Raw genomic sequence first — 23,899 nt, 5'->3', positions numbered from 1 at the left:
GCCGCCTACAGGGCCTGCGCCTTGATCGCTTCGACCGCCTGGTTGAAGCCGCCGCTGGTCAGGGAGGAGCCCGCTACTTTGGAGACCTTGATCTCATCCAGGCTCTTGCCCACCACCTGGTCAGCAATGCCGCCGGCGAACTGGCCCTGGAATTTCCGGGTGTTGGGGTTGGACGGGTGCTCGGTGATCTCCACCGCGGACACCGTGCCGTTGGCCAGCGTCAGCTGGACGCCCACGGTCTCGGTGCCATTGGGGGACTTGTAGTTGCCGTCCGCGCTGTAGGTCCCGTCCTTGTAGCCGGCGGCGGAACCCGGCGCGGCAGCGGAACCCGACGCTGTTCCCGACGCCGAAGCGGATGCCGCCGCCGAGGGCTCGGTCTCCTGCGCGGCAGGCTGCTGGGTGGAAGGCGCGCAGCCGGCCACCGTTCCGGCGAGGGACAGGCCGGCCATTCCGGCGAAAACAGTTTTGCGGATTGAAGTCTTCACGGGGTCTCTTTTCGTGGTGCGGGCACGCCAGGGACAGCGTTGAGTTCAGTGTTCATTTTTCGGCGTTGATGTTTCAACAATTTCGTTGGTGACTAAAGGCTAAGGGCATTTCCTGTGAATTTCCCTACTATTTGCTGTGACGCCGGGGGAGTGTGCCAGGCCCATCGGATTCCGCGCGGCGACGGGCTCCCCGGTAGGCTAGGAGTGTGACTCCCGAAGAACTCTCCCTCGCAATATCCGCCTGCCTGAAAGACGCCGTTGCCGCCGGCGACATTGCCCTTGCCGAGGCGGCTATACCGGACTCCGTCCTGGTGGAGCGTCCGAAGAACCGGGAGCACGGCGACTGGGCCACCAACATCGCCCTGCAGCTGGCCAAGAAGGCCGGAACGAACCCGCGCGAATTCGCCACGCTGCTCAGCGCCCGGCTCAAGGACATCAACGGCGTGGACGGTGTGGAAATTGCCGGTCCCGGCTTCCTGAACATCACAGTTGACGCCGCCGTCGCCGGAGCGCTGGCGAAGGTCATCGTCGAAGCAGGCAGGGAATACGGCACCAACGCCGCGCTCGCCGGCCACACCGTGAACATGGAGTTTGTTTCCGCCAACCCCACCGGGCCGCTGCACATCGGCCACACACGCTGGGCAGCCCTGGGCGACTCGATCGCCAGGGTGCTTCGCGCCTCCGGTGCCGACGTCACCGCCGAGTACTACATCAACGACGCCGGCTCCCAGATGAACGTGTTTGCCAACTCGGTGTTGTCTCGCCTGCACGGCCGGGACGTGCCTGAGGGCGGCTACCCGGGCGAATACATCCGCGATCTCGGCCATGAGGTCCTGACCCGGCACCCGGACATCCGCGAACTGACGGATGCTGCAGCGCTGCCCGTGATCCGGGCCGCGGCCTACGAGGCGCAGCTCAAGGACATCAAGGACACCCTGGCGGACTTCGGGGTCTCCTTCGACGTGTTCTTCTCCGAGCAGGAGCTTCACGACGCCGGCGCCATCGAAAATGCCGTTGCCCGCCTTCGCGAGCAGGGCCACGTTTTCGACGACGGCGGTGCCGTCTGGCTGCGCACCACCGACTTCGGTGATGACAAGGACCGCGTCATGATCCGCGCGAACGGCGAACCGACCTACTTCGCCGCCGACGCCGCGTACTACCTGTCCAAGAAGGACCGCGGCTACACGGAAAAGATCTACCTCCTGGGAGCCGACCACCACGGCTACATCAACCGGCTCAAGGCCATCGCCGCCGCGGCCGGGGACGACCCCGAGGTCAACATAGAGGTCCTCATCGGCCAGCTGGTGTCCGTCAACGGCGCCAAGCTCTCCAAGCGCGCCGGCAACATCATTGAGCTCAAGGACCTGATCTCCTGGCTGGGAACGGACGCGGTCCGCTATTCGCTGGCACGTTTCCCGGCCGACTCCCCGCTCACGCTGGACCCCGAGCTGCTCAAGAAGCACTCCAACGAAAACCCCGTGTTCTACGTGCAGTACGCACACGCCCGCTCGTGCGGCACCGCCCGCAACGCCGTGGCTGCCGGAGTGGACCGGAGCGCCTTCGACGCGTCCCTGCTGGACCACGCCACGGAGAACGAACTGCTGTCCTACCTGGGCAGTTACCCCTCCATCGTGGCCAAGGCGGCGGAACTCCGCGAGCCGCACCGCGTGGCACGGCACCTCGAGGTCATCGCCGGCGCCTACCACCGCTGGTATGACGCCTGCCGGGTGGCGCCCATGGGCGACGAACCCGTCACGGACACCAACCGCACCAGGCTGTGGCTCAATGACGCCACCAGCCAGGTGCTCGCCAACGGGCTCGAACTGCTGGGCGTTTCGGCGCCGGAACGGATGTGATCGGCTTGCAGGAAACCACCAACAGCACCGAATCGAACAGCCCAGAGCCCAACAGCACCGGGTCCAACAGCCCAGCCTCGCCGCTGGCTCCGGATTGGCTCTCCCTCCCCGCGGACCTCAATGCCCTGCACACCCCGGTGTGGGCCGGCGGAGTGGAGCGGAACGCCGGCGGCGAACTTGCCATTGACGGCATCCCGGTCAGCAGCCTCAAGGAACAGTTCGGCACGCCCCTTTTCGTGATGAGCGAATCGGATTTCCGCGCCCGCGCCAGGGCGTTCAAGGATGCGTTCGACGACGCCTTCGCCGACATCTGCGGGGGAGTGGACGTCTACTACGCCGGCAAGTCCTTCCTGTGCACCGCCGTCGCTACCTGGGTGGCCGATGAGGGGCTGCGGCTGGATACGTGTTCGGGCGGCGAACTTGCGGTCGCAGCCCGTGCCGGCATCGACGGTGCCAACCTGTCGCTGCACGGCAACAACAAGTCCGACGCCGAGATCAACCGGGCGCTGGACATGAACCTCGGCCGCATCGTGGTGGACAGCCTGGACGAGCTGGAGCGCGTGGCAAAAATCGCCTCCGGCCGCGGGGACACCGCCAAGGTCATGCTGCGGCTGACGCCCGGCGTGCACGCCCACACCCACGAGTTCATCGCCACCGCCCACGAGGACCAGAAATTTGGCCTCTCCATGGCGGAGGATACGACCGACGAAGCAGGCCTGTCTGCCGCTGAGGAAGCCGTCGCCGCGGCAACGTCCTACGCCAGCGTGGAGCTGCTGGGCCTGCACTGCCACATCGGTTCGCAGATCTTCGAGCCGGACGGCTTTGCGCTGGCCGCGCAGAAGCTCCTGACCTTCCTGGCCGCCGTGCAGGCCAAATATTCCATCACCCTTCCCGAGCTTGACCTCGGCGGCGGCTACGGCATCGCCTACACGCCCGTGGATACGCCCCGCCCGGCAGCCGACATCGCGCAGGCGATGGCCGCCGTCGTGCGTTCCAAGTGCTCCGAACTGGGGATTGCAGCCCCCCGGATTTCCATCGAGCCGGGCCGCGCCATCGTGGGCAGCAGCACCTTCACGCTGTACGAGGTGGGCACGCTGAAAACCGTCCGCGTGGACGCCCCGGCAGACGGCGACGGCGAAACAGCCGATAAAAACGTTACGCACCCGCGCCGCTATGTGTCAGTGGACGGCGGCATGAGTGACAACGCCCGTCCGGTGCTGTACGACGCGGATTATTCGGCCATTCTCGCGTCGCGGACCTCCGCCGCGGCCCCGCAGCTGTCCCGCGTAGTGGGCAAACATTGCGAGAGCGGCGACATAGTTGTTAGAGATGTATATCTGCCCGAGGACGTGGCAGCCGGTGATCTGCTCGCTGTACCGGGTACCGGCGCCTACTGCTGGGCCCTGTCAAGCAACTACAACTATCTGGCCCGGCCGGGCGTTGTCGCTGTGCGCGATGGATCCGTCCGGCTGATTGTCCGCGGGGAAACCGAAGAAGATCTGCTGAACCGCGACATGGGAGTCTGAATGACTGAATTGCGAACCCTGAAAGTAGCCCTGCTGGGCTGTGGCAACGTTGGGGCCCAGGTCGCGCGGATTCTCATTGACGACGCTGAGAACCTGGCGCCCCGGACCGGCGCCCACCTGCAGCTCACCGGCATCGCCGTGCGCAACCTGGACACCAAACGTGACGTGGAGCTCCCGCGCGAGCTGTTCACGACCGATGCCGAAACTCTGGTCAAGGACGCCGACCTGGTCATCGAGCTGATGGGCGGCATCGAACCTGCCCGCACCCTGATCCTCGCCGCCATCCGGAACGGCGCCAGCGTGGTCACGGGCAATAAGGCCCTGCTTGCCGCCGACGGTCCGGCACTCTACGAAGAAGCGGACAAGGCCGGCGTCGAGCTGTCCTACGAAGCCGCCGTGGCAGGCGCCATCCCCATCCTGCGTCCCATCCGCGACAGCCTGTCCGGTGACCGCATCACCCGCGTGCTGGGCATTGTCAACGGCACCACCAACTTCATCCTGGACCAGATGGACTCCACCGGCGCGCAGTTCGCGGACGCACTGGCCGAGGCCCAGCGGCTCGGCTACGCCGAAGCTGACCCGACGGCCGACGTCGAGGGCCACGATGCTGCCGCCAAGGCCGCGATCCTGGCATCCCTGTCCTTCCACACCCGCTTCGACCTGGAGCACGTCTACTGCGAGGGAATCACCCGCGTCAGCGCCGCCGACATCGCCGCCGCGAAGGAAGCGGGCTTTGTCATCAAGCTGCTGGCCATCGCCGAGAAGATCGGCAACGGCGACGGCAGCGAGGGCGTTTCCGTGCGCGTCCACCCGACGCTCCTGCCGCGCGAACACCCGCTGGCAGCCGTCCGCGGTGCCTTCAACGCTGTCTTCATCGAGGCGGAGAACGCCGGTGAGCTGATGTTCTACGGCCAGGGTGCCGGCGGAACCCCGACGGCGTCTGCCGTGCTGGGCGACCTCGTCTCGGCCGCCCGCCGCATCGTCCTGGGCGGTCCCGGACGCATCGAGTCCACCACCGGCCACGTCCCGGCGCTGCCCATCGATGCCGCGACCACCAGCTACTACATCGGCCTGGACGTTGCGGACCAGCCCGGCGTGCTGGCCAAGATTGCCCAGCTCTTCGCCGAGCACGGCGTCTCCATCGAAATCATGCGCCAGACCATCCACCGCGATGCCGACTCCAACGTGGAATCGGCCGAGCTGCGGATCGTCACCCACCGCGCAAGCGAAGCTGCACTGGCAGCGACCGTCGAAGCCGTGAAGGGCCTTGACGTGATCAATTCCGTTACATCCGTACTTCGGGTAGAAGGAGCTTAAGTGGCTCACCAATGGCGCGGTGTCATCCGCGAATACGCTGACCGTCTGCCCGTAACGGCAGCCACCAGGGTCATCACCCTCGGCGAGGGCGGCACGCCGCTGGTCTACGCCCAGAAGCTGTCCGAGCTGACCGGCTCGGACGTCTACCTCAAGGTCGAGGGCATGAACCCGACCGGCTCCTTCAAGGACCGCGGCATGACCATGGCCATGACCGCGGCCGTGGAGGCCGGGGCCAAGGCCGTTGTGTGCGCCTCCACCGGAAACACGTCAGCTTCGGCTGCCGCGTACGCCACCGCCGCCGGCCTGACCTGTGCCGTGCTGGTGCCCGAGGGCAAGATCTCCATGGGCAAGCTGAGCCAGGCCATCGCGCACGGCGCCACGCTCCTGCAGGTCGACGGCAACTTCGACAACTGCCTGGACATCGCCCGCAAGCTGGGGGAGTCCTACCCGGTCTTCCTGGTCAACTCCGTGAACCCGGCCCGCATCCAGGGCCAGAAGACCGGTGCCTTCGAGATCGTCGACGCCCTGGGCGACGCCCCGGACATCCACGTGCTCCCGGTCGGCAACGCCGGAAACATCACAGCCTACTGGAAGGGCTACAAGGAGTACTCCGCCCCATTCGAGTCCGAGACCGCCGGCACGCTTGCGCCCGTCGCCACCAAGACCCCCGCCATGTGGGGCTTCCAGGCCGCTGGAGCCGCGCCGTTCGTGGCCGGCCACCCCATCACGGAACCGGACACCATCGCCACCGCCATCCGGATCGGCAACCCCGCCTCCTGGGACGGCGCCATCGCCGCCCGTGACGAGTCCGGCGGATTCATCGATTCCGTCACTGACGAGGAAATCCTGGACGCCCACCGCTGGCTGTCCTCCCGCGAAGGCGTCTTCGTGGAGCCCGGCTCGGCCGCCGGCGTCGCAGGCCTGCTCAAGAAGCACGCCGCAGGTGAGGTGCCGTCCGGCAAGACCATCGCCATCACCGTCACCGGCCACGGCCTCAAGGACCCGCAGTGGGCCCTCAGGACCCAGGATGGCAGCGATGTCCAGCCCGTCAAGGTGCCGAACGACGTCGTGACCGTTGCTGCAGAACTGGGACTGGAAGACAAATAACAGTGGAAACCATGCTGCCGCAGACCGCCCAGCTGCCCGCCATCCAGGCCGGGCAGCAGGTGACGGTCAGGGTTCCGGCCACCAGCGCCAATCTTGGCCCCGGCTATGACAGCCTCGGGCTGGCACTCACGCTGCACGACACCCTCACCGTGGAGAGTTTGGACAGCGACGAGCTGGTCTTCGAACTCAGCGGCGAGGGTGCGGATTCCCTTCCGCGGGACGCCAGCCACCTGGTGGTCCGGGCGATGAATGCCGCCTTCGGACGGGTGGGCTATCGTCACACCGGCCTGAAGATCACCGCCGAAAACGTTAATCCGCACGGCCGTGGCCTGGGCTCATCGGCCTCGGCAGTCGTGGCAGCCGTGACCGCGGCCAATGCGCTGCTGCCCGCGGGGGAGCAGCAGGACCGGAACTGGATCCTGCAGCTGACCAGCGAGCTGGAAGGCCACCCGGACAACGTCGCCCCCGCGATCTATGGCGGACTGGCGCTGTCGTGGCAGGACAGTGACCAGTACAGCAGCACCTGCGCCACAGTCGACGCTGCCGTCATCCCCATCGTGGCAGTTCCGGACTACGAGCTCTCCACCGAGGCCGCGCGCGCCCTGCTCCCCGCGTCCATCGGCCACCACGCGGCCGCGATGAACTCCGGCCGGGCAGCGCTTCTGATCCATGCGCTCACGCAGAAGCCTGAATTCCTGCTCGCCGGCACTGAGGACTTCCTGCACCAGAGCTACCGCGCGGAGGCCATGCGGCCCAGCGCCGGCCTGATCAAGGCCCTCCGCGGAGCCGGCCACGCTGCCGTTGTCTCCGGAGCAGGACCCACGGTTCTGGTCCTGGCCAACGGCGAGGCAGAGGCCGCCACCGTTCTGGAATTCATTGCCGCGTTTTCGGAGGCAAACACGCCGGACATCAACTGGCGTGTGATGAAGCTGGCAGTCGACGTCGAAGGTGCTAAAGTGGGAGTGCACCGGCGGTAACACCGCATGCAGTCTCCGCAGTCATCACCGCATTCACTGAATCGCCACATCATTCATTGATGCAGCCCGACGGCGACTCTGCAGTCGAGAGGGCCCTGCAGCCAAGAGACCGTGCAGCCAACGACTCCGAGAATGGCCTTAAACGGCCACCGGGTCAGAATCTGCTTCGATCTGCTGCTGCTGCTTCGATCTCTTATTGCGCAATATTTTCCGGTGCCGCCTGCTTGGCCTGGCCAGGAACCTACAGATGCGTAGCTGTTCCCTGAACCGCCAGTCCGCCGCCCCGCCAGTTATGCGGAGCGTTTGAAGGTGATCAGTATCCGGCCCTGCTGGCCGAACTCCAACCGGCAAGGCCGACATCCCGGCTGCAGATCTGAACTGCAGCCCAGATCCAATCATCGCGTCCAGCTCACAGTCTGGACGCCGTCGAGGGGGAAGGATCCTTCGTGACCGAAACCACTGAGCTGTCGCCAGCTGTGGACACACCATCTTCTACTTCCGGATCGTTGACGGAAGCGCCCGCCAAGAGCAGCGGCCTTGCCGGCCTGAAGCTCGCCCAGCTGCAGGCTCTCGCCAGCCAGCTGGGTATCTCCGGCGGATCCCGCATGCGTAAGGGTGACCTGGTGACGGCCATTTCCGCGCACCGTGCAGGCACGTCCGCCACCGTCACCAAGGCACCGGCACGGACGGCCGCCAAGGCTGCCGGAACCAGCCCTGCCGCTCCCGCCGCCGAAACCGCCGCAGCAGCCCCGGCTGCAGAAGCAGCCGAGGCTCCGGCGCAGGAAACACGTACACGTGGCCGCGGCCGCAGCCGCCGGGCAGTAAGCGACGGCATTATTGCAGCACCCGCGGCGGAAACGGCCGCCGCAGAGGCTCCGGCAGTTGCGCCGGCCGCTGAAGCACCGGCCGCTGCCGAGGCACCCGCCGCCGCTCCGGCCGCCGAGGGCGCAGCTTCCACCGAGGCAGAAGGCGCAGAACGCCGCCAGCCGCGCACCCGCAACCGCCGCCGTGGCGAAGCAGCCGCAGCGGCTCCCGCCGAGGCACCCGCTGCTCCGGCCGAAGCTGCCCCCGAGGCCCGCGGTGCTGAAACCCGCGGTGCTGAAACCCGCGGCACTGAAGCACGCGGTGCCGAGGCTCGCGAGCAGGCACCCGAAGGCGAAGCCGGGCAGCGCGAACGCCGGGACGCCCGCGGCCGCGGTGGCCGTGACGCCGGCGAAGCTGGCGGACGCGACAACCGCCGTGACGACAGCCGGCGTGACGATAACCGCCGCGACGACACCCGCGACGCCGACGACGACGGCGGCAGCCGCCGCAACCGGCGGAACCGCCGCGACCGGAACGACCGCAACGAGCGTTCTGACAGCCGCGACAACTCGCGCAACGACCGCTTCCGCGACCGCAACGACCGCCGTCGGGGACGCGCCCAGGGACCGGACGTCGACGACGTCGAGGTCACTGACGACGACGTGCTGCTGCCGGTGGCCGGCATCCTGGATGTCCTCGAAAACTACGCGTTCATCCGCACCTCCGGTTACCTCCCGGGCCCGAACGACGTGTACGTTTCCCTGGCCCAGGTCAAGAAGTACAACCTGCGCAAGGGCGACGCCGTCGTTGGCGCCATCCGCGCACCGCGCGACGGCGAAGACCGCGGCCAGCAGTCCGCCCGCCAGAAGTTCAACGCGCTGGTCCGCGTCACCTCCGTGAACGGCAAGACCGGCGAGGACCTCAAGGACCGCGTGGAGTTCGCCAAGCTGGTTCCGTTGTACCCGTCCGAACGCCTGCGCCTCGAGACCGATCCCAAGAAGATCGGCCCCCGCGTCATCGACCTGGTTGCCCCGATCGGCAAGGGCCAGCGTGGCCTGATCGTCTCCCCGCCCAAGGCCGGCAAGACGCTCATCCTGCAGTCCATCGCCAACGCGATCACCACCAACAACCCTGAGGTCCACCTCATGATGGTGCTGGTGGACGAACGGCCCGAAGAAGTCACGGACATGCAGCGCACCGTCAAGGGCGAGGTCATTGCCTCCACCTTCGACCGTCCCGCCGACGACCACACCACCGTGGCCGAACTCTCCATCGAACGCGCCAAGCGCCTCGTGGAAATGGGCATGGACGTCGTGGTGCTGCTGGACTCCATGACCCGTCTGGGCCGCGCCTACAACCTGGCAGCGCCGGCCTCCGGCCGCATCCTGTCCGGTGGTGTGGACTCCGCTGCACTGTACCCGCCCAAGCGGTTCTTCGGTGCTGCCCGCAACATCGAAAACGGCGGCTCGCTGACCATCCTGGCGACGGCCCTCGTGGAGACCGGATCCAAGATGGACGAGGTCATCTTCGAAGAGTTCAAGGGCACCGGCAACATGGAGCTCCGCCTGTCCCGCCAGCTGGCGGACAAGCGCATCTTCCCCGCCGTGGACGTCAACGCCTCCGGCACGCGCCGCGAAGAAAACCTGCTCTCGGCCGAAGAGGTCAAGATCATGTGGAAGCTGCGCCGCGTCCTCTCTGGCCTTGAGACCCAGCAGAGCCTGGAACTCCTGACCAACAAGATCCGCGAGACCCAGAGCAACGTCGAGTTCCTCATGCAGGTTCAGAAGACGACGCTTGGTGCGAAGTCGGATAACGACAAATAGCGTCGCGTAACCGCTGGTTTCTGGCGGTTCCGCGCGCTGGCGCCGCACGGATTTTCCGCCCCCGCCCCTACGCTGGGAGGCTTGCGATCTTCGATCGCGAGCCTCCCAGCTCCGGCAGGCCCGATGCCACTCCCGGGGCGGAAAAATCCGTGCGGCTTCGTCGTTAACTCCCCACCTGCGGTCCATCACTAGACTTGGTTACAAGTCGAAAGAGGTTTTGAAAATGTTTGAGTCCGTACAGGGCCTGTTGGATGAGCATGATGCTATCCAGGCGCAGCTGGGGGATCCGGCTGTTTATGCTGACCAGAAGCTGGCGCGGAAGCTGGGGCGGCGGTCTGCTCAGTTGAATGGCATTGTGGACGCCTACCACAAATGGGAGGCTCTTCGGGATGACCTCGCGGCTGCCAAGGAGATGGCTGACGAGGACCCTGACTTTGCTGCCGAGGTGCCTGAACTGGAGGAAGCCCTGGAGACCGCGGCGGCGCGGCTGCGCCGGCTGCTCATTCCGCGGGACCCGGACGATGCACGCAACGTGATCCTTGAGGTCAAGGGCGGCGAAGGCGGCGATGAGGCTGCGCTGTTCGCCGGTGATCTCCTGCGGATGTACACCCGCTACGCGGAATCCCGTGGGTGGAAGACCGAACTTATCTCGGCCACGGAATCGGATCTCGGCGGCTACAAGGACGTCCAGATGGCCGTCAAGGGCAGCTCGAACGATCCCGCCGAAGGGGTCTACGCACGGCTGAAGTTCGAGGGCGGTGTGCACCGTGTGCAGCGTGTGCCCGTGACGGAGTCCCAGGGCCGCATCCACACGTCGGCCGCGGGTGTCCTGGTCCTGCCCGAGGTGGATGAGCCCGAAGAGCTTGAAATCAACCAGAACGACCTCAAGATCGACGTCTACCGGTCCTCAGGTCCTGGCGGCCAGTCCGTCAATACCACTGACTCCGCGGTCCGCATCACCCACCTTCCCACTGGGATTGTGGTGGCCATGCAGAACGAGAAGTCGCAGCTGCAGAACCGCGAAGCCGGCATGCGCGTGCTGCGCGCCCGGATCCTCGCGCACCAGCAGGAGCAGATCGACGCCGAGAATTCGGCCCAGCGCAAGTCGCAGATCCGTACCATGGACCGGTCGGAGCGGATCCGCACGTACAACTACCCGGAAAACCGGATCGCCGACCACCGTACCGGCTACAAGGCCTACAACCTTGACCAGGTCATGAACGGTGACCTCGAGCCGGTCATCCAGTCCGCCATCGAGATGGACGAGCAGGCGCGCTTGGACGCCATCGGCGACTAGGAGCCCCGGGATCACATGACGTCCGAGCACACTTCGGAGCAGCCTGCCCAGTCCCTGGCTGCTGCGGTCCGCGAGGCGACGGAACGCCTGACCGAGGCTGGCGTGCCCAGCCCCCGGGTGGATGCCGAGTTGCTGGCCGACCATTTGCTGGGCGTCGGCCTGGGCCGGCTCCGGGCCATGATGCTCGGTGATGCGCCGGCTCCGGCGGGCTACGCCGAACTCGTTGCCGAGCGCGCCACGCGGATTCCGCTCCAGCACATCACCGGCGTGGCGCACTTCCGCTACCTCCAGCTCGCGGTTGGCCCCGGCGTCTTCATTCCCCGCCCGGAGACCGAGTCCGTGGTGCAGCTGGTCATCGACCGGCTGCAGGCACTGGAACGTGCCGGCGTGGTCCGCCCCAAAGTGGTGGATCTTGGCACCGGCTCCGGTGCCATCGCCGGATCAATCGCGCACGAGGTGCCCGAGGCCGAGGTTTACGCGGTGGAGTTCAGTGAATTCGCGCACGCCTGGGCGGCGAAGAATCTCCGGCCGCTGGGGGTCACTCTGCTGCTGGGGGACCTGCGGAACGCGATGCCGGAACAGAACGGAACGTTCGACGTCGTGGTGTCCAACCCGCCGTACATCCCCGCCGAAGCCATCCCCAATGAACCGGAAGTGGCGCTCCACGACCCTCCGGAAGCGCTCTACGGCGGCGGAGCGGACGGCATGGAACTGCCGACGGCGGCCGCCGCCTCGGCGGCACGGCTCCTGGTTCCCGGCGGCTACTTCGTGATGGAACACGCCGAAGTCCAGGCCGGCTGGATATCGGCGATGCTGAAGCGAACGGGGCTCTGGACTGACGTCACCACGCATTTTGACCTTAACGGCAAGGAACGCGCCACCAGCGCCGTTCTTGCTTTCCCGCCCGCGGAGTAATGAAAGAATGAGGCAGTGACCACTACGTACAACTGCACGGCCGACGACGAGCGGACCGCCGGAATCGCCCACGCGCGGCGGGCGATCCTCGAGAAGAAGTGCGTTGTCCTTCCCACGGACACCGTCTACGGAATCGCTGCCGATGCTTTTTCCCCGCAGGCCGTCACCATGCTGCTGGTCTCCAAGGGCCGCGGCCGGAACATGCCGCCGCCCGTCCTGATTCCGCGCCTCAACGCGCTCGACGGGCTGGCCACCGATGTCTATCCGGATGCCCGCGACCTTGCCGAGGCCTTCTGGCCCGGCGGCCTGACCCTCATCTTCCACGCCCAGCCGTCCCTCGACTGGGACCTGGGCGAGACCAAGGGCACCGTCGCCCTTCGCATTCCGGACGATGAGGTGGCAATCGACCTGCTGACGGTTACCGGCCCCCTCGCCGTGTCCTCGGCAAACAGGACGGGCCAGGCTCCGGCGCAGACAGCCTTCGAAGCACGGTCCCAGCTCGCGGAGTCCGTGGAGGTCTACCTTGAAGGCGGCTTCCGGCCCGTCGAGGGAACCGACGCCCGGCCGTCCACCATCGTTGATGCCACCTCGTTGCCGCTGCGCGTGGTCCGTGATGGGGCCATCAGCATTGAGCGGCTGCGCGGGGTGGTTCCCGGAGTTCTCGACATCAACGGCAACGCGGCGGATGAGCCTGAGGTTTCCCAGGACGACGCCGAGGTATCCCAAGACGACGCCGAGCCCGCCGCTGCGGATGCTCGGGTGCAGCCCGACGCCGGCGAAAAGCCCGCAAGCGCCGAATGACGCTGCAGAGGCAACCGATACCGGTCCTCGGAGTGGATGCCACGCCCCTGGACGTCGACGGACTCACCGCAGTCCTCGACAGATTCGTGGCTGACGGCACCACCAGGACCGTCGTCGGACACAATCTCCACAGCGTGACGCTTTTCCACTCCGAACCCGAGTTCAGGAAGTTCTACGAGAACAGTGACGTTGTCCTTCTCGACGGTGCGCCTGTCCTCTGGCTGTGGGGGAGGGGCCGGGCAAAGACGGGTCAGGCAAAGACGGGCCGGGACACGCGGCCCGTCATGGACTACCGTCTTGGTTCGACGGACTGGATTCCCGCGCTGGGCCGGTTGGACGGCCTCCACCGCATCGCCGTCCTTGGGGCCGGGGCGACGGCCAACGCCAAGGCCGTGGAGAAGCTGCAGGGCATCGTGCCGGGCGCTGCTGTCTCCGGAATGCCGGGGGAGGGCTGGGATTCGGATTTGGAAGAGAAGGCCGCGGCGTGGCTTGCGGAAGTCCAGCCGCAGCTGGTGCTGATCGGCCTTGGCATGCCGTTGCAGGAAGAGGTGCTGTGGCGCCGCCTGCCGTCGCTCCCGCCCGCGGTGTATTGCGCCGTCGGGGGAGCCATCGAGCAGATCGCCGGCATCCAGAAGCTGGCGCCCCGTTGGCTTGGCCGGCTCGGCCTGGAGTGGGCCTGGCGGCTGCTGCTGCACCCGCGCCGCGTCGCGTACCGGGTGTTTGGCGAGCCGTGGGTCCTGCTGGGACTGCTGCTGCGGCGCCGGCTGCGCGGCCAAGGCTGACAGACCAGGGCTGACAGAACACGGCTGACAGGCCGGGCAAAACAGGCCGGGCAAAACAGGCCGCCCGGCCCCCTGCGTTAGAACTTCTGGTCCTTCAGCGGGCCAAAGCCCTTGCCGCGGAGCCCCGTGGAGAAGGCCCGGAACCAGTCCGCGAGCCCGCGGAGATCGCCCCGGCGGAGGAAATAGCCGAGGTAGCCGCCCACATCGGCCACCAGGGACTTCACGCGGAAATGGCGGCGAATCAGGTAGCCGCGGTTGCGGTAGTAGTAGTAGCGCTTGAAGGCGCCCTCCGGGACGATGACGTGCCAGCGGGCCCCGAATACGTGCTTCGTTTCGGAAAACGCGTGCGGGTGCATGATCGCCGCCGTGGTGACGGTCCCGAAACGGATGCCTGCCTTGCGCAGCCGGATGGTGAAGTCCACCTCGTCGCCGCGGATGAAGAGGCGCATGTCCGGCAGGCCCACCTTGAAGAAGACATCGGAGCGGATGAGCGCACCGTTGAAGAAGTGGCCGTCGTTCGGTAGGAACCCGACCTTTTCCAGCGCGGCCCGGTCGTGGGAGACCTTGCCGTCCAGCCTGAAGAAGAAGGAAAGCTGGTCGGGATGCCCCGGAGCCACCACCAGGGGGACAACAGCCTCCAGGTCCCGTGCCTCCGCTTCCCGGATCAGCGTGGCCAGGCACTCGGCATCCGCCGGTTCGGCGTCGTCGTCCATCATCCAGACCCAGTCGGCGCCGCTGGCCACGGCCTTGAGCGCCGCAAGGGAGAAGCCGCCGGCACCACCGAGGTTGGCTTCCGAACGGATGTAGTCCACATTTGCATGCTGGTCGGCGACGTCCTTTGCCGGCGCCGTGCCGCTGTCAACGAGGCAGATTGTGGACACGGGAGCCGTCTGCCCATTGATGGCTTTCAGCAGGACGGCGAGCTCATGGGGACGGTCAAACGTCACGGCGGCAACTGCGACCGACACTGGCATTGCGGGGATCCTTTCAGCACAGCCGTCGGCAAGTTTCCCGCCGGCGTAAGGCCGTGTGACGCGAAGCGATGTACCCGTTGGCGTTAGTATCTTGACTAGAGTCCACTGTAATACAGCCCCGTCAGGCACTATGCACTGCCTGTCTGTGCGCATGGCGACGGAGAAGTTTCATTTATTGCACGTCAGATCCACACCCAACGAGCCCGCATGGTCCGCCCGGCCTGACCCCGAATCCGCATCCGTATAGCCCGCAGCATTCCAGCTTGCACCGCGGCAGCGTCGTGCGCTGCGTCAGCAGCAAGCACTGCACCAGCTGGCACAGTGCCACAGGAACGGTGGCCGCGCCATGATCATGTACCTGTCCATGATGCTGACAGCGGCGATCGTCTCCTACGGGGCAACCTGGGGTGCGCGGCTGGTCGGCAACCGGCTTGAGCTGTTCGCCCCGATCCGCAGCCGGGACATGCATTCCAGCCCGGTCTCGCGGCTCGGCGGGCTGGGGATTTTCGCCGGCGTGCTGGTGGCGCTGGCCGTGGCAAGCCAGTCCTTCTTCGTCAAGGACATCTTCCGGAACAACGGCGCTCCGTGGGGTGTGCTGGCGGGTGCTGCCGTCATCGTGCTGGTGGGAGTGGCGGACGACCTCCTGGACCTTCGCTGGTGGGTCAAGCTGATCGGGCAGGCTTTCGCCGCGCTCGTGGTGGCCGTCTGGGGTGTGCGCATGACCATCATCCCGTTCATTCCGGAGCCGATCCGCTTCGACTCGGACCCGATCAACATCGTCCTCACCACAGGCCTCATCGTCGTCACGATGAACGCGTTCAACTTCATAGACGGGCTGGACGGGCTGGCAGCGGGGGTAGCCATCATCGGCGGGTCTGCCTTCTTCCTCACCGCTTACTGGGTCCACCGCAACGCGCCGATCCTGGACCGTTCTGACCTCGCCACGCTGCTGACTGCAGTCCTCGTGGGCAGTTGCCTGGGCTTTCTGCCACACAACTGGTTTCCCTCAAAGATCTTCATGGGCGATTCCGGCGCCATGCTGATAGGCCTGCTGATGGCGTCGGCCGGTGTGGTCTCCACCGGTCAGATCACATCTGGGCTTTATGACCGCGTCAACGGTATTCCCACGATCATCCCCATCCTGCTGCCGTTTGCCGTGCTGTTCCTGCCGCTCCTGGACCTGTGCCTCGCGGTGGTGCGGCGCACCGCCGTCGGCCGTTCACCATGGTCCGCCGACCGCGGGCATCTGCACCACAAACTCATGGACATCGGTTACTCCCACCGCACCGCGGTCATGCTCCTGTATTTGTGGGCGGCAGTGCTGTCCTTCGGCGGCCTGGCCTTTGCCGTCTACCCCTGGCAGGTCGTGCTGGCAGTAATGGTCGCCGCCACGCTGATCATGGGCCTGGTCACGGCCTGGCCGTACCTGAGCCGCCGCGGCGAGAACACCAGAATGGGACAGGCGCCGGAGTAATACACGCTTTTTGGAAAATTTCTATCTCGTGTAGAATTCAGGTGCAGGCTTTTCCTGCACCACTCCACCCTGCCCCGAAGATTGGGTTCGCATGACCTCCAACGCCGAGCCCGGACCTGTGTCCGGCAAAGGACCCGTTGGCGTCTCCGGGCCCACGCGGTCGCTCTGGCTCGGTCTGCTTGGACTGAGTTCTGCAGTCGCCGGCGGCGCCCTGGTCCTGACCGGCGTGGTGGCTGCCTTGCTGAACGGCTGGACCGGCGTTGTGTCCAGCAGCCTCGGCGGCCTGCTGGTGGTCGTATTCTTCGCGATCAGCCTGTTGATCGGACACTTCGTGGGGCGCAACAACCCCTCGGGTGCCGTTGGCCTGTTCGTGGCGACTTACTTCGTCAAGGTCATCGGTTTCGCCGTGGTGCTGTTCGCTGTCGGTGCTCCCGGCTGGCTGCACGGCCGCTGGTTCGTTATCGGCGCCGTCGTGGCCGTGGTCACATGGCAGGCGGCTGAGATCTACGGTTTCAGCAAAGCCCGGCTGCAGATCTTCAACGACCCCGAACCGGACGGCGACGCCAACGGGAACGGGGGGAAGCGCTGATGTCCAAGGACAAACACCCCGGGAAAAACGAGCCCGGAGCACCCGAACCGACGCCCGGTCCTGCGGCTGTACCCGGCGAAAATTCCGACGGCGGTTACAACGCTGGAATGGCCGTCTTTAGCTACATAATTGGCGGAATCATCGTCTGGAGTTTGATAGGCTGGGGACTGGATTATCTGTGGGGAACCCGCTGGATTGTGCTCGCAGGCGCTCTGCTTGGAGCAGCGGGAGGGTTCTATCTGTCCCATATGCACGGCCTCACCAGTTCAAGGAAACCAGCTGGTGGGAACAGTGCAGCCAGCGGCCCGTCCGAGGACGGGAACAGTAATGCCAAATAATTTCACGAGGGGGAGGGCAAGCATGACGCGCGCCGGAACCCGACCAACGCCCAACGATGGACACTGCAGAGAGGAAACGCGTTGATCGCGCTTGCGCTCCCGGCCCAAAATTCAGGAGAGTTCACACCTCCCGGAATTGAAGAAATGCACCTGCCGGCAATCCTGCCGTGGGGTGCGGCAGACGGATTCTCCAAGCAGATGCTGCTGGTTATCCTGTCCGTCGTCATTATCGCCACATTCTTTGTGCTCGCTGCGCGGAAGCAGCAGCTCGTTCCCGGCAAGCTGCAGTTCGCAGGTGAAGCCGCCTACGGCTTCGTCCGCAACAGCATCGCCAAGGACATCATCGGCGGCAGGGACTTCATCAAGTACGTCCCGCTGCTGTTCAGCCTGTTCTTCTTCATCCTGGTGAACAACATCTACGGCGCAATCCCGCTGATCCAGCTCCCGAGCTTCTCGCACGTCGGCGGCGCCTACGTGCTGGCAGCCATCGTGTATGTCACCTGGATCGGCATCGGCATCAAGAAGAACGGCCTGCGCTACTTCAAGCTCGCCACCGTTCCCTCCGGTGTCCCGGTCTACATCCTGCCGATCGTCATTCCGATCGAGATCATCTCCAACTTCCTGGTCCGCCCGGTCACGCACAGCCTCCGTCTGTTCGCCACGATGCTGGCCGGCCACCTGATCGTCATGATCGCCGGTTCCGGCATCGAATACCTCGTCATGCAGGAGAACGTCCTCCTCAAGGGCACCTCGGTCCTGGTTCTCGCCGGTGCGATTGCCATGTACATGCTGGAAGCGCTGATCATGGCCCTGCAGGCGTACGTGTTCACCCTGCTGACCGCGATCTACATCGAAGGCGCACTCCACGCCGACAGCCACTAGGCACCTCAAACTTCCCCTCGCGGGGATGAAGCAACCCAAACAACCTGCCATATACATGGCATCTTGAAAGGAAGAAAAATGGAAGGCTCCATCAACGGCTCCCTCAACCTCATCGGCTACGGTCTCTCGGCCATCGGCGGTGGTATCGGTGTGGGTCTCGTGTTCGCCGCCTACATCAACGGTGTGGCACGTCAGCCGGAAGCTCAGCGCGTCCTGCAGCCGATCGCATTCCTCGGCCTTGCGCTGACTGAAGCCCTCGCCATCCTGGGCCTGGTCTTCGCTTTCGTTCTCAAGTAAACCTTCAGAACTAAGCGAACATTCAGAACCGAGTAGATAAGGACGGGTGAAACATGAATCAGCTGATCATCTCAGCCGCCACTGAAGGCGCCGAGGCGGCTAACCCGCTCGTTCCCAATGTTTGGGAAATGGGCGTCGTCCTCGCCGGCTTTGCTGTCCTCTTTTTCATCGTGGTCAAGTTCGTTGTCCCGATGTTCGAGAAGACGTTCGCAGAGCGTGCCGAGGCCATCGAGGGCGGCATCGCCAAGGCTGAGAAGGCACAGGCTGAGGCTTCTGCCGCACTCGAAGAGTACAAGCAGCAGCTCACTGATGCCCGTGCCGAGGCCAACCGCATCCGCGAGGAAGCACGTGCCGAAGGCGCTCAGATCCTGGCGGAACTGAAGGAGAAGGCTGCAGCCGAGTCTGCGCGGATCACCGCCCAGGCACACGTGCAGATCGAATCCGAGCGCCAGGCGGCAGTTGTGTCGCTGCGTTCAGAGGTTGGCACTCTTGCCACCACGCTTGCGGGCCGCATCGTTGGGGAGACCCTCGAGGACGACGCACGCGCAGCACGCGTTGTTGACCGCTTCCTGGCCGATCTGGAGTCCCAGAACGCAGGTGTAGCTAAGTAATGGCAGGTGTATCGAGCGAATCTCTGACCAAGGCGCTGACCGAGCTGGAGCCAAAGCTTCCGTTTGCATCGCTGCAGTTGGCAAAGGAACTTTTCGGGATCCTGGCAGCGGTAGACAGCTCGGCTGGCTTGCGCCGCGCCCTGACTGACCCCTCCCGCAGCGGTGAGGAAAAGTCCGGGTTGATCAAGCAGCTCTTTGGCGGAAAAGCTTCCGCCGAAGCCGTGGACATCGCCGCCGGTCTGGCCAGCTCACGCTGGGCATCGGCGCGGGACATCGGCGATGCACTCGAGACGCTTGCCGCAACGGTGGTTATCGCCGTTGCCGAAAACAAGTCGGCCGTTTCTGCCTCCGGTATTACCGGTCTGGAAGAACTGGAGAACGATCTTTTCTCCTTCAACCAGGCCGTGGCTTCCAGCCACGAGGTGCAGCGTGCCCTGTCTGAACCGCAGGCCAGCGCCGCAGCAAAGATCACACTGGCCGAAAGGCTGGTTCCTTCCGCAAGTGAGGAAGCCAAGGTCCTCATTGGACAGGCGGTGACGCAACCCCGTGGCATCAAGGCGACGAGGCTCGTAAGCCGTTTCGCCGAGCTCGCCGCCAAGCGCCAGCAGCGCTGGATTGCGACGGTCAGCGTCACGCGTCCCCTCACGGAGACGCAGGCAAGCCGCCTGCAGCAGGGACTGAACTCCCTCTACGGGCGCGAGCTGAAGGTCAACATCAACGTTGATCCCACGCTGATCGGCGGCATCCGTGTCCAGGTGGGGGATGAAGTGGTAGACGCTTCGGTCCTCGCCCGCCTGAACGACCTTCAGCGCCAGCTGGCCGGCTAGCCGGACAAGCACAACACAACTGATAGAAACCCCGGTCATCGTGAGCAACGATGATCACGAATACAGGAGAGCAGGGACTGCAGATGGCCGAATTGACCATCAACGCCGACGACGTCCGTAATGCGTTGAACGAATTCGCGGCGTCCTACGAACCCGGAAACGCAGAGCGCGTAGAGGTCGGCCGTGTGACCGCCGCAAGCGACGGCATCGCCCGTGTTGAGGGTCTTCCCTCGGTCATGGCGAACGAGCTGCTTCGCTTCGAAGACGGCACCCTGGGCCTCGCCCAGAACCTCGACGTGCGCGAGATCGGTGTCATCGTCCTCGGTGACTTCACTGGCATCGAAGAGGGCCAGGAAGTCCACCGCACCGGACAGGTTCTGTCCGTGCCGGTCGGGCGACGCCTTCCTCGGCCGCGTAGTGGACCCCCTGGGTGTGCCCATCGACGACCTCGGCGAGATCAAGGCCGAGACCACCCGTGCCCTGGAACTCCAGGCACCGGGCGTTACCCAGCGCAAGTCTGTGCACGAGCCGATGCAGACCGGCCTGAAGGCAATCGACGCCATGATCCCGATCGGCCGCGGCCAGCGCCAGCTGATCATTGGTGACCGCCAGACGGGCAAGTCTGCCATTGCCATCGACACGATCATCAACCAGAAGGACAACTGGGCTTCCGGTGACGTAACCAAGCAGGTCCGCTGCGTTTACGTTGCGATCGGTCAGAAGGCTTCGACGATTGCAGCAATCCGCCAGACCCTTGAGGACAACGGAGCGCTCGAGTACACCACGATCGTCGCCTCCCCGGCTTCCGACCCGGCCGGCTTCAAGTACCTTGCCCCCTACGCCGGTTCGGCCATCGGCCAGCACTGGATGTACGGCGGCAAGCATGTCCTCATCGTGTTCGATGACCTGTCCAAGCAGGCCGAAGCCTACCGCGCCGTGTCGCTGCTGCTCCGCCGCCCGCCGGGACGCGAAGCCTACCCGGGCGACGTCTTCTACCTGCACTCCCGCCTCCTGGAGCGTTGTGCCAAGCTCTCCGACGAGCTCGGGGCGGGTTCGATGACCGGCCTTCCGCTCATCGAAACCAAGGCAAACGACGTTTCGGCCTACATCCCGACCAACGTGATCTCCATTACCGATGGCCAGATCTTCCTGCAGTCGGACCTCTTCAACGCCAACCAGCGTCCCGCTGTTGACGTTGGTGTCTCGGTGTCCCGCGTTGGCGGTGCCGCCCAGGTCAAGTCCATGAAGAAGGTCTCCGGTACCTTGAAGCTGGACCTCGCCCAGTACCGCGACATGCAGGCGTTCGCGATGTTCGCATCGGACCTCGATGCCGCATCCCGCCAGCAGCTGACCCGCGGTGCGCGCCTGATGGAACTGCTCAAGCAGGGCCAGTACTCGCCGTTCCCGGTCGAGAACCAGGTTGTGTCCATCTGGGCCGGTACCCAGGGCTACCTGGACGACGTTCCGGTTGAGGACATCAGCCGCTTCGAGTCCGAGTTCCTGGAGCACCTCAAGCACAAGTCCTCGATCCTCACGACGCTGGCGCAGACCAACGTCCTGGACGATGACACCGTGGCAGCACTGAAGACCGCCATCGTGGACTTCAAGAAGGGCTTCTTCGGCGAGGGCGACGACAAGCTGGTAGGCGCAGGCCACGAGGAGCATGAAGCTATCTCGGAGGGTCAGGTCGACCAGGAAAAAATCGTCAGGCAGAAGCGCTAGTTTCGCTGGCAGGGACTGCCGGAACCCTTCTGGGATCCGGCAGTCCCGGCCATCGGGATCTTAGGAAAGGATAAGTATGGGAGCCCAGATCCGGGTCTACCGTCAGAAGATCAGCTCGACGACGTCGATGCGCAAGATCTTCAAGGCGATGGAACTGATCGCTACCTCGCGCATCGGCAAGGCCCGCGCCAGGGTAGCAGCTTCACTGCCTTACGCGAACGCGATCACGCGCGCTGTTTCCGCCGTTGCAAGCCAGAGCGAAATCGACCACCCCTTGACCACCGAGCCGGAGAACATCCGCCGGGCCGCCGTCCTGGTAATTACCTCGGACCGCGGCCTCGCAGGCTCGTACTCCGCCAGCGTGCTCAAGCAGGCCGAAGGCCTGAACGAACTGCTCCGTGCCGAAGGCAAGGAAGTCAAGACGTATCTGGTGGGCCGCAAGGCGCAGGCTTACTTCGATTTCCGGAGCCGCCCTTACGGGCGCGTCTGGACCGGCAACACCGATGCCCCTGAGTTCGCCACGGCACGGGAAATCGGCGCGGCACTGCTTGAGGACTTCGCCATCGATTTCGAAGAGGGCGGCGTGGACGAGATCCACGTTGTGTACACCCGCTTCAAGTCCATGGTGACCCAGGAGCCGACCGTCATCCGACTTCTTCCCCTCGAAGTCGTGGAAGAGCAGGCGACGTCCGAATCGGAACTGCTGCCGCTTTACGAATTCGAACCGGAGCCGGAACAGGTGCTCAACGCGCTGCTGCCGCGCTACATCGAATCCCGTATCTTCGCGGCCATGCTGCAGGCAGCGGCTTCCGAGCTTGCTGCCCGCCAGCGGGCGATGAAATCCGCCGGCGACAACGCCACGGACCTCATCAAGAAGTACACGCGTCTGCGCAACACCGCCCGCCAGGCAGAGATTACGCAGGAGCTTTCCGAAATCGTGGCCGGCGCCGACGCACTCGCGTCGTAGCCGGACCGGTCCCGGACCCCTGCAACAAAAGATAAACTTAACCCCACGCCATCTACGAGTGAAGTGAGAGAGATGACTGCCACCGCTACCGAACACGTAGCAGCAACGGCCGGTGCCACCGGCCGTATCGCACGTGTTATTGGCCCGGTTGTCGACGTCGAATTCCCGGCTGACGCAATCCCCTCGATTTACCACGCACTCACCACCGAGATCACTCTCAACGGTGAGACCAAGACCATCACGTTCGAGACCTCCCAGCACCTGGGTGACAACCTCGTCCGCGCTATCTCCCTGCAGGCCACCGACGGCCTGGTCCGCGGCACGTCCGTGGTGGACACCGGTTCCCCGATCACCGTGCCTGTTGGCGACGGCGTCAAGGGCCACATCTTCAACGTCCTCGGCAAGCCGCTGGACGTCGACGAGTCCGAGATCCAGGCTTCGGACCACTGGCCGATCCACCGCAAGGCCCCGTCCTTCGCGTCCCTCGAGGGTTCCACCGAAATGCTCGAAACGGGCATCAAGGTCATCGACCTCCTCACCCCGTACATCAAGGGTGGAAAGATCGGCCTGTTCGGCGGCGCCGGCGTGGGCAAGACCGTTCTGATCCAGGAAATGATCACCCGTGTTGCCCGCAACTTCGGTGGTACTTCCGTGTTCGCCGGTGTCGGCGAGCGTACCCGTGAAGGTAACGACCTCTGGGTTGAAATGGAAGAGGCAGGCGTCCTCAAGGACACCGCCCTTGTGTTCGGCCAGATGGACGAGCCGCCGGGAACGCGTCTGCGCGTGGCACTGTCCGCCCTGACCATGGCGGAGTACTTCCGCGATGTCCAGAACCAGGACGTGCTGCTCTTCATCGACAACATCTTCCGCTTCACGCAGGCAGGTTCCGAGGTTTCCACTCTGCTGGGCCGCATGCCCTCCGCTGTGGGTTACCAGCCGAACCTTGCCGACGAGATGGGCCTCCTCCAGGAGCGCATCACGTCCACCAAGGGCCACTCCATCACCTCGATGCAGGCCATCTACGTCCCCGCAGATGACTACACCGACCCGGCACCGGCCACGACGTTCGCACACTTGGACGCCACCACGGAACTTTCCCGTGAAATCGCCTCCCGTGGTCTGTACCCAGCTGTGGATCCGCTGACGTCGACGTCCCGAATCCTGGACCCGCAGTACATCGGCAGGGACCACTACAACACGGCTGTCCGTGTAAAGCAGATCCTGCAGAAGAACAAGGAACTCCAGGACATCATCGCCATCCTCGGTGTCGACGAACTGTCCGAAGAGGACAAGATCGTCGTGTCGCGTGCGCGCCGTATCCAGCAGTTCCTGTCCCAGAACACCTACACCGCCAAGCAGTTCACCGGCGTTGAGGGCTCCACCGTTTCCATCAAGGACACCGTGGAAGGCTTCGCGGCGATCTGCGACGGCGAGCTCGACCACATTGCAGAGCAGGCGTTCTTCAACGTCGGTGGCCTGGATGACGTTGAGCGCCAGTGGGCCAAGATTCAGGAACAGACCAAGTAAT

Annotated in this window: 21 protein-coding genes and 1 pseudogene; 20 read left to right on the top strand and 2 right to left on the bottom strand. The window is 65.0% G+C overall.

Translation table 11 applies throughout. The features are described 5' to 3' along the window. Nucleotides 1-5 precede the first annotated feature (5 nt). Nucleotides 6-485 (bottom strand): FMN-binding protein, encoded by a 480-nt coding sequence (locus QF036_RS17210; RefSeq protein ID WP_307103799.1) that lies wholly within the window; start codon nucleotides 483-485, stop codon nucleotides 6-8. 206 nt (nucleotides 486-691) lie between these two features. Here QF036_RS17210 and argS point away from each other — a divergent pair, with 206 nt between their 5' ends. The 10 genes from argS (at nucleotide 692) to QF036_RS17160 (ending at nucleotide 13,690) form a co-directional block, all read left to right on the top strand. Continuing rightward, entirely contained in the window at nucleotides 692-2,341 is a 1,650-nt protein-coding gene (argS, locus tag QF036_RS17205; RefSeq protein ID WP_307103797.1) for an arginine--tRNA ligase, read from the top strand. 83 nt (nucleotides 2,342-2,424) lie between these two features. Then, a complete protein-coding gene (gene lysA / locus QF036_RS17200) occupies nucleotides 2,425-3,867 on the top strand; it encodes a diaminopimelate decarboxylase (protein WP_307105967.1) in 1,443 nt (480 codons plus the stop codon). Beyond that, nucleotides 3,868-5,184: a homoserine dehydrogenase gene (locus QF036_RS17195; protein ID WP_307103795.1), complete on the top strand. Its 1,317-nt coding sequence runs from the start codon at nucleotides 3,868-3,870 to the stop codon at nucleotides 5,182-5,184. Then, entirely contained in the window at nucleotides 5,185-6,291 is a 1,107-nt protein-coding gene (gene thrC / locus QF036_RS17190; protein ID WP_307103793.1) for a threonine synthase, read from the top strand. Nucleotides 6,292-6,302: 11 nt separating this feature from the next. Then, entirely contained in the window at nucleotides 6,303-7,268 is a 966-nt protein-coding gene (gene thrB / locus QF036_RS17185) for a homoserine kinase (protein ID WP_307103791.1), read from the top strand. 446 nt (nucleotides 7,269-7,714) lie between these two features. Next, nucleotides 7,715-9,895, top strand: coding sequence for a transcription termination factor Rho (gene rho / locus QF036_RS17180; RefSeq protein ID WP_307103789.1), 2,181 nt, complete (start codon nucleotides 7,715-7,717; stop codon nucleotides 9,893-9,895). Nucleotides 9,896-10,118: 223 nt separating this feature from the next. Next, nucleotides 10,119-11,192, top strand: a complete 1,074-nt coding sequence (prfA, locus tag QF036_RS17175) for a peptide chain release factor 1 (RefSeq protein WP_307103787.1) — start codon at nucleotides 10,119-10,121, stop codon at nucleotides 11,190-11,192. Between the two features lie 15 nt (nucleotides 11,193-11,207). Further along, complete coding sequence (gene prmC, locus QF036_RS17170; protein ID WP_307103784.1) at nucleotides 11,208-12,107, top strand: peptide chain release factor N(5)-glutamine methyltransferase; 900 nt, start codon at nucleotides 11,208-11,210, stop codon at nucleotides 12,105-12,107. A gap of 15 nt (nucleotides 12,108-12,122) precedes the next feature. Then, nucleotides 12,123-12,908 (top strand): L-threonylcarbamoyladenylate synthase, encoded by a 786-nt coding sequence (locus QF036_RS17165; RefSeq protein WP_307103782.1) that lies wholly within the window; start codon nucleotides 12,123-12,125, stop codon nucleotides 12,906-12,908. Further along, complete coding sequence (locus QF036_RS17160) at nucleotides 12,905-13,690, top strand: WecB/TagA/CpsF family glycosyltransferase (RefSeq protein ID WP_307103780.1); 786 nt, start codon at nucleotides 12,905-12,907, stop codon at nucleotides 13,688-13,690. Before QF036_RS17165 ends, QF036_RS17160 begins: the two co-directional genes overlap by 4 nt. A 77-nt stretch (nucleotides 13,691-13,767) precedes the next feature. Here the strand turns inward: QF036_RS17160 and QF036_RS17155 are convergent, their stop codons facing one another. After that, on the bottom strand, nucleotides 13,768-14,664 hold the full coding sequence (locus QF036_RS17155; RefSeq protein WP_307103778.1) for a glycosyltransferase: 897 nt from the start codon (nucleotides 14,662-14,664) through the stop codon (nucleotides 13,768-13,770). A 346-nt stretch (nucleotides 14,665-15,010) separates the two neighbouring features. Between QF036_RS17155 and QF036_RS17150 the strand changes: the two genes are divergently transcribed. The 10 genes and pseudogenes from QF036_RS17150 to atpD all read left to right on the top strand — a co-directional run bounded on the left by QF036_RS17150 (nucleotide 15,011) and on the right by atpD (nucleotide 23,898). Next, nucleotides 15,011-16,138, top strand: coding sequence for an MraY family glycosyltransferase (locus QF036_RS17150; RefSeq protein WP_307103776.1), 1,128 nt, complete (start codon nucleotides 15,011-15,013; stop codon nucleotides 16,136-16,138). A 91-nt stretch (nucleotides 16,139-16,229) separates the two neighbouring features. Beyond that, nucleotides 16,230-16,727: a hypothetical protein gene (locus tag QF036_RS17145; protein WP_307103775.1), complete on the top strand. Its 498-nt coding sequence runs from the start codon at nucleotides 16,230-16,232 to the stop codon at nucleotides 16,725-16,727. Beyond that, nucleotides 16,727-17,065 carry a hypothetical protein gene (locus QF036_RS17140; RefSeq protein WP_307103772.1) on the top strand — a complete coding sequence of 113 codons (339 nt, stop codon included), beginning with the start codon at nucleotides 16,727-16,729 and terminating at the stop codon, nucleotides 17,063-17,065. The genes QF036_RS17145 and QF036_RS17140 overlap by 1 nt, the downstream gene beginning before the upstream one ends. Nucleotides 17,066-17,146: 81 nt before the next feature. Beyond that, a complete protein-coding gene (gene atpB, locus QF036_RS17135) occupies nucleotides 17,147-17,947 on the top strand; it encodes a F0F1 ATP synthase subunit A (protein ID WP_003804778.1) in 801 nt (266 codons plus the stop codon). 78 nt (nucleotides 17,948-18,025) lie between these two features. Then, the gene (gene atpE, locus QF036_RS17130; protein ID WP_003804776.1) at nucleotides 18,026-18,244 is read left to right on the top strand and encodes an ATP synthase F0 subunit C; all 219 of its coding nucleotides are present in this window, start codon (nucleotides 18,026-18,028) and stop codon (nucleotides 18,242-18,244) included. A 53-nt stretch (nucleotides 18,245-18,297) separates the two neighbouring features. Continuing rightward, a complete protein-coding gene (locus QF036_RS17125; protein ID WP_307103770.1) occupies nucleotides 18,298-18,855 on the top strand; it encodes a F0F1 ATP synthase subunit B in 558 nt (185 codons plus the stop codon). Next, nucleotides 18,855-19,682 carry a F0F1 ATP synthase subunit delta gene (locus QF036_RS17120; RefSeq protein WP_307103768.1) on the top strand — a complete coding sequence of 276 codons (828 nt, stop codon included), beginning with the start codon at nucleotides 18,855-18,857 and terminating at the stop codon, nucleotides 19,680-19,682. The genes QF036_RS17125 and QF036_RS17120 overlap by 1 nt, the downstream gene beginning before the upstream one ends. An 83-nt stretch (nucleotides 19,683-19,765) precedes the next feature. After that, nucleotides 19,766-21,404 (top strand): annotated as a pseudogene (gene atpA / locus QF036_RS17115) (F0F1 ATP synthase subunit alpha). Nucleotides 21,405-21,480: 76 nt separating this feature from the next. Further along, the gene (locus QF036_RS17110) at nucleotides 21,481-22,371 is read left to right on the top strand and encodes a F0F1 ATP synthase subunit gamma (RefSeq protein WP_307103766.1); all 891 of its coding nucleotides are present in this window, start codon (nucleotides 21,481-21,483) and stop codon (nucleotides 22,369-22,371) included. Between the two features lie 72 nt (nucleotides 22,372-22,443). Next, nucleotides 22,444-23,898 (top strand): F0F1 ATP synthase subunit beta, encoded by a 1,455-nt coding sequence (gene atpD / locus QF036_RS17105; RefSeq protein WP_307103764.1) that lies wholly within the window; start codon nucleotides 22,444-22,446, stop codon nucleotides 23,896-23,898. Nucleotide 23,899: the final 1 nt, after the last annotated feature.

This window comes from Arthrobacter globiformis (genome assembly GCF_030817195.1).
GTDB classification, from domain to species: Bacteria; Actinomycetota; Actinomycetes; order Actinomycetales; family Micrococcaceae; genus Arthrobacter; species Arthrobacter globiformis_D.
Note: the sequence above shows the minus strand (reverse complement) of the source record. Positions and strands in the feature narration are given on the sequence as shown.

What these genes read in the sequence shown, in the direction of transcription:
- QF036_RS17195 (WP_307103795.1), top strand. Translation starts at nt 3,868, where the DNA reads ATGACTGAATTGCGAACCCTGAAAGTAGCCCTGCTGGGCTGTGGCAAC.
- thrB (WP_307103791.1), top strand. Translation starts at nt 6,303, where the DNA reads ATGCTGCCGCAGACCGCCCAGCTGCCCGCCATCCAGGCCGGGCAGCAG.
- prfA (WP_307103787.1), top strand. Translation starts at nt 10,119, where the DNA reads ATGTTTGAGTCCGTACAGGGCCTGTTGGATGAGCATGATGCTATCCAG.
- prmC (WP_307103784.1), top strand. Translation starts at nt 11,208, where the DNA reads ATGACGTCCGAGCACACTTCGGAGCAGCCTGCCCAGTCCCTGGCTGCT.
- QF036_RS17160 (WP_307103780.1), top strand. Translation starts at nt 12,905, where the DNA reads ATGACGCTGCAGAGGCAACCGATACCGGTCCTCGGAGTGGATGCCACG.
- QF036_RS17155 (WP_307103778.1), bottom strand. Translation starts at nt 14,664, where the DNA reads ATGCCAGTGTCGGTCGCAGTTGCCGCCGTGACGTTTGACCGTCCCCAT.
- QF036_RS17150 (WP_307103776.1), top strand. Translation starts at nt 15,011, where the DNA reads ATGATCATGTACCTGTCCATGATGCTGACAGCGGCGATCGTCTCCTAC.
- QF036_RS17145 (WP_307103775.1), top strand. Translation starts at nt 16,230, where the DNA reads ATGACCTCCAACGCCGAGCCCGGACCTGTGTCCGGCAAAGGACCCGTT.
- QF036_RS17140 (WP_307103772.1), top strand. Translation starts at nt 16,727, where the DNA reads ATGTCCAAGGACAAACACCCCGGGAAAAACGAGCCCGGAGCACCCGAA.
- atpE (WP_003804776.1), top strand. Translation starts at nt 18,026, where the DNA reads ATGGAAGGCTCCATCAACGGCTCCCTCAACCTCATCGGCTACGGTCTC.
- QF036_RS17125 (WP_307103770.1), top strand. Translation starts at nt 18,298, where the DNA reads ATGAATCAGCTGATCATCTCAGCCGCCACTGAAGGCGCCGAGGCGGCT.
- QF036_RS17120 (WP_307103768.1), top strand. Translation starts at nt 18,855, where the DNA reads ATGGCAGGTGTATCGAGCGAATCTCTGACCAAGGCGCTGACCGAGCTG.
- QF036_RS17110 (WP_307103766.1), top strand. Translation starts at nt 21,481, where the DNA reads ATGGGAGCCCAGATCCGGGTCTACCGTCAGAAGATCAGCTCGACGACG.
- atpD (WP_307103764.1), top strand. Translation starts at nt 22,444, where the DNA reads ATGACTGCCACCGCTACCGAACACGTAGCAGCAACGGCCGGTGCCACC.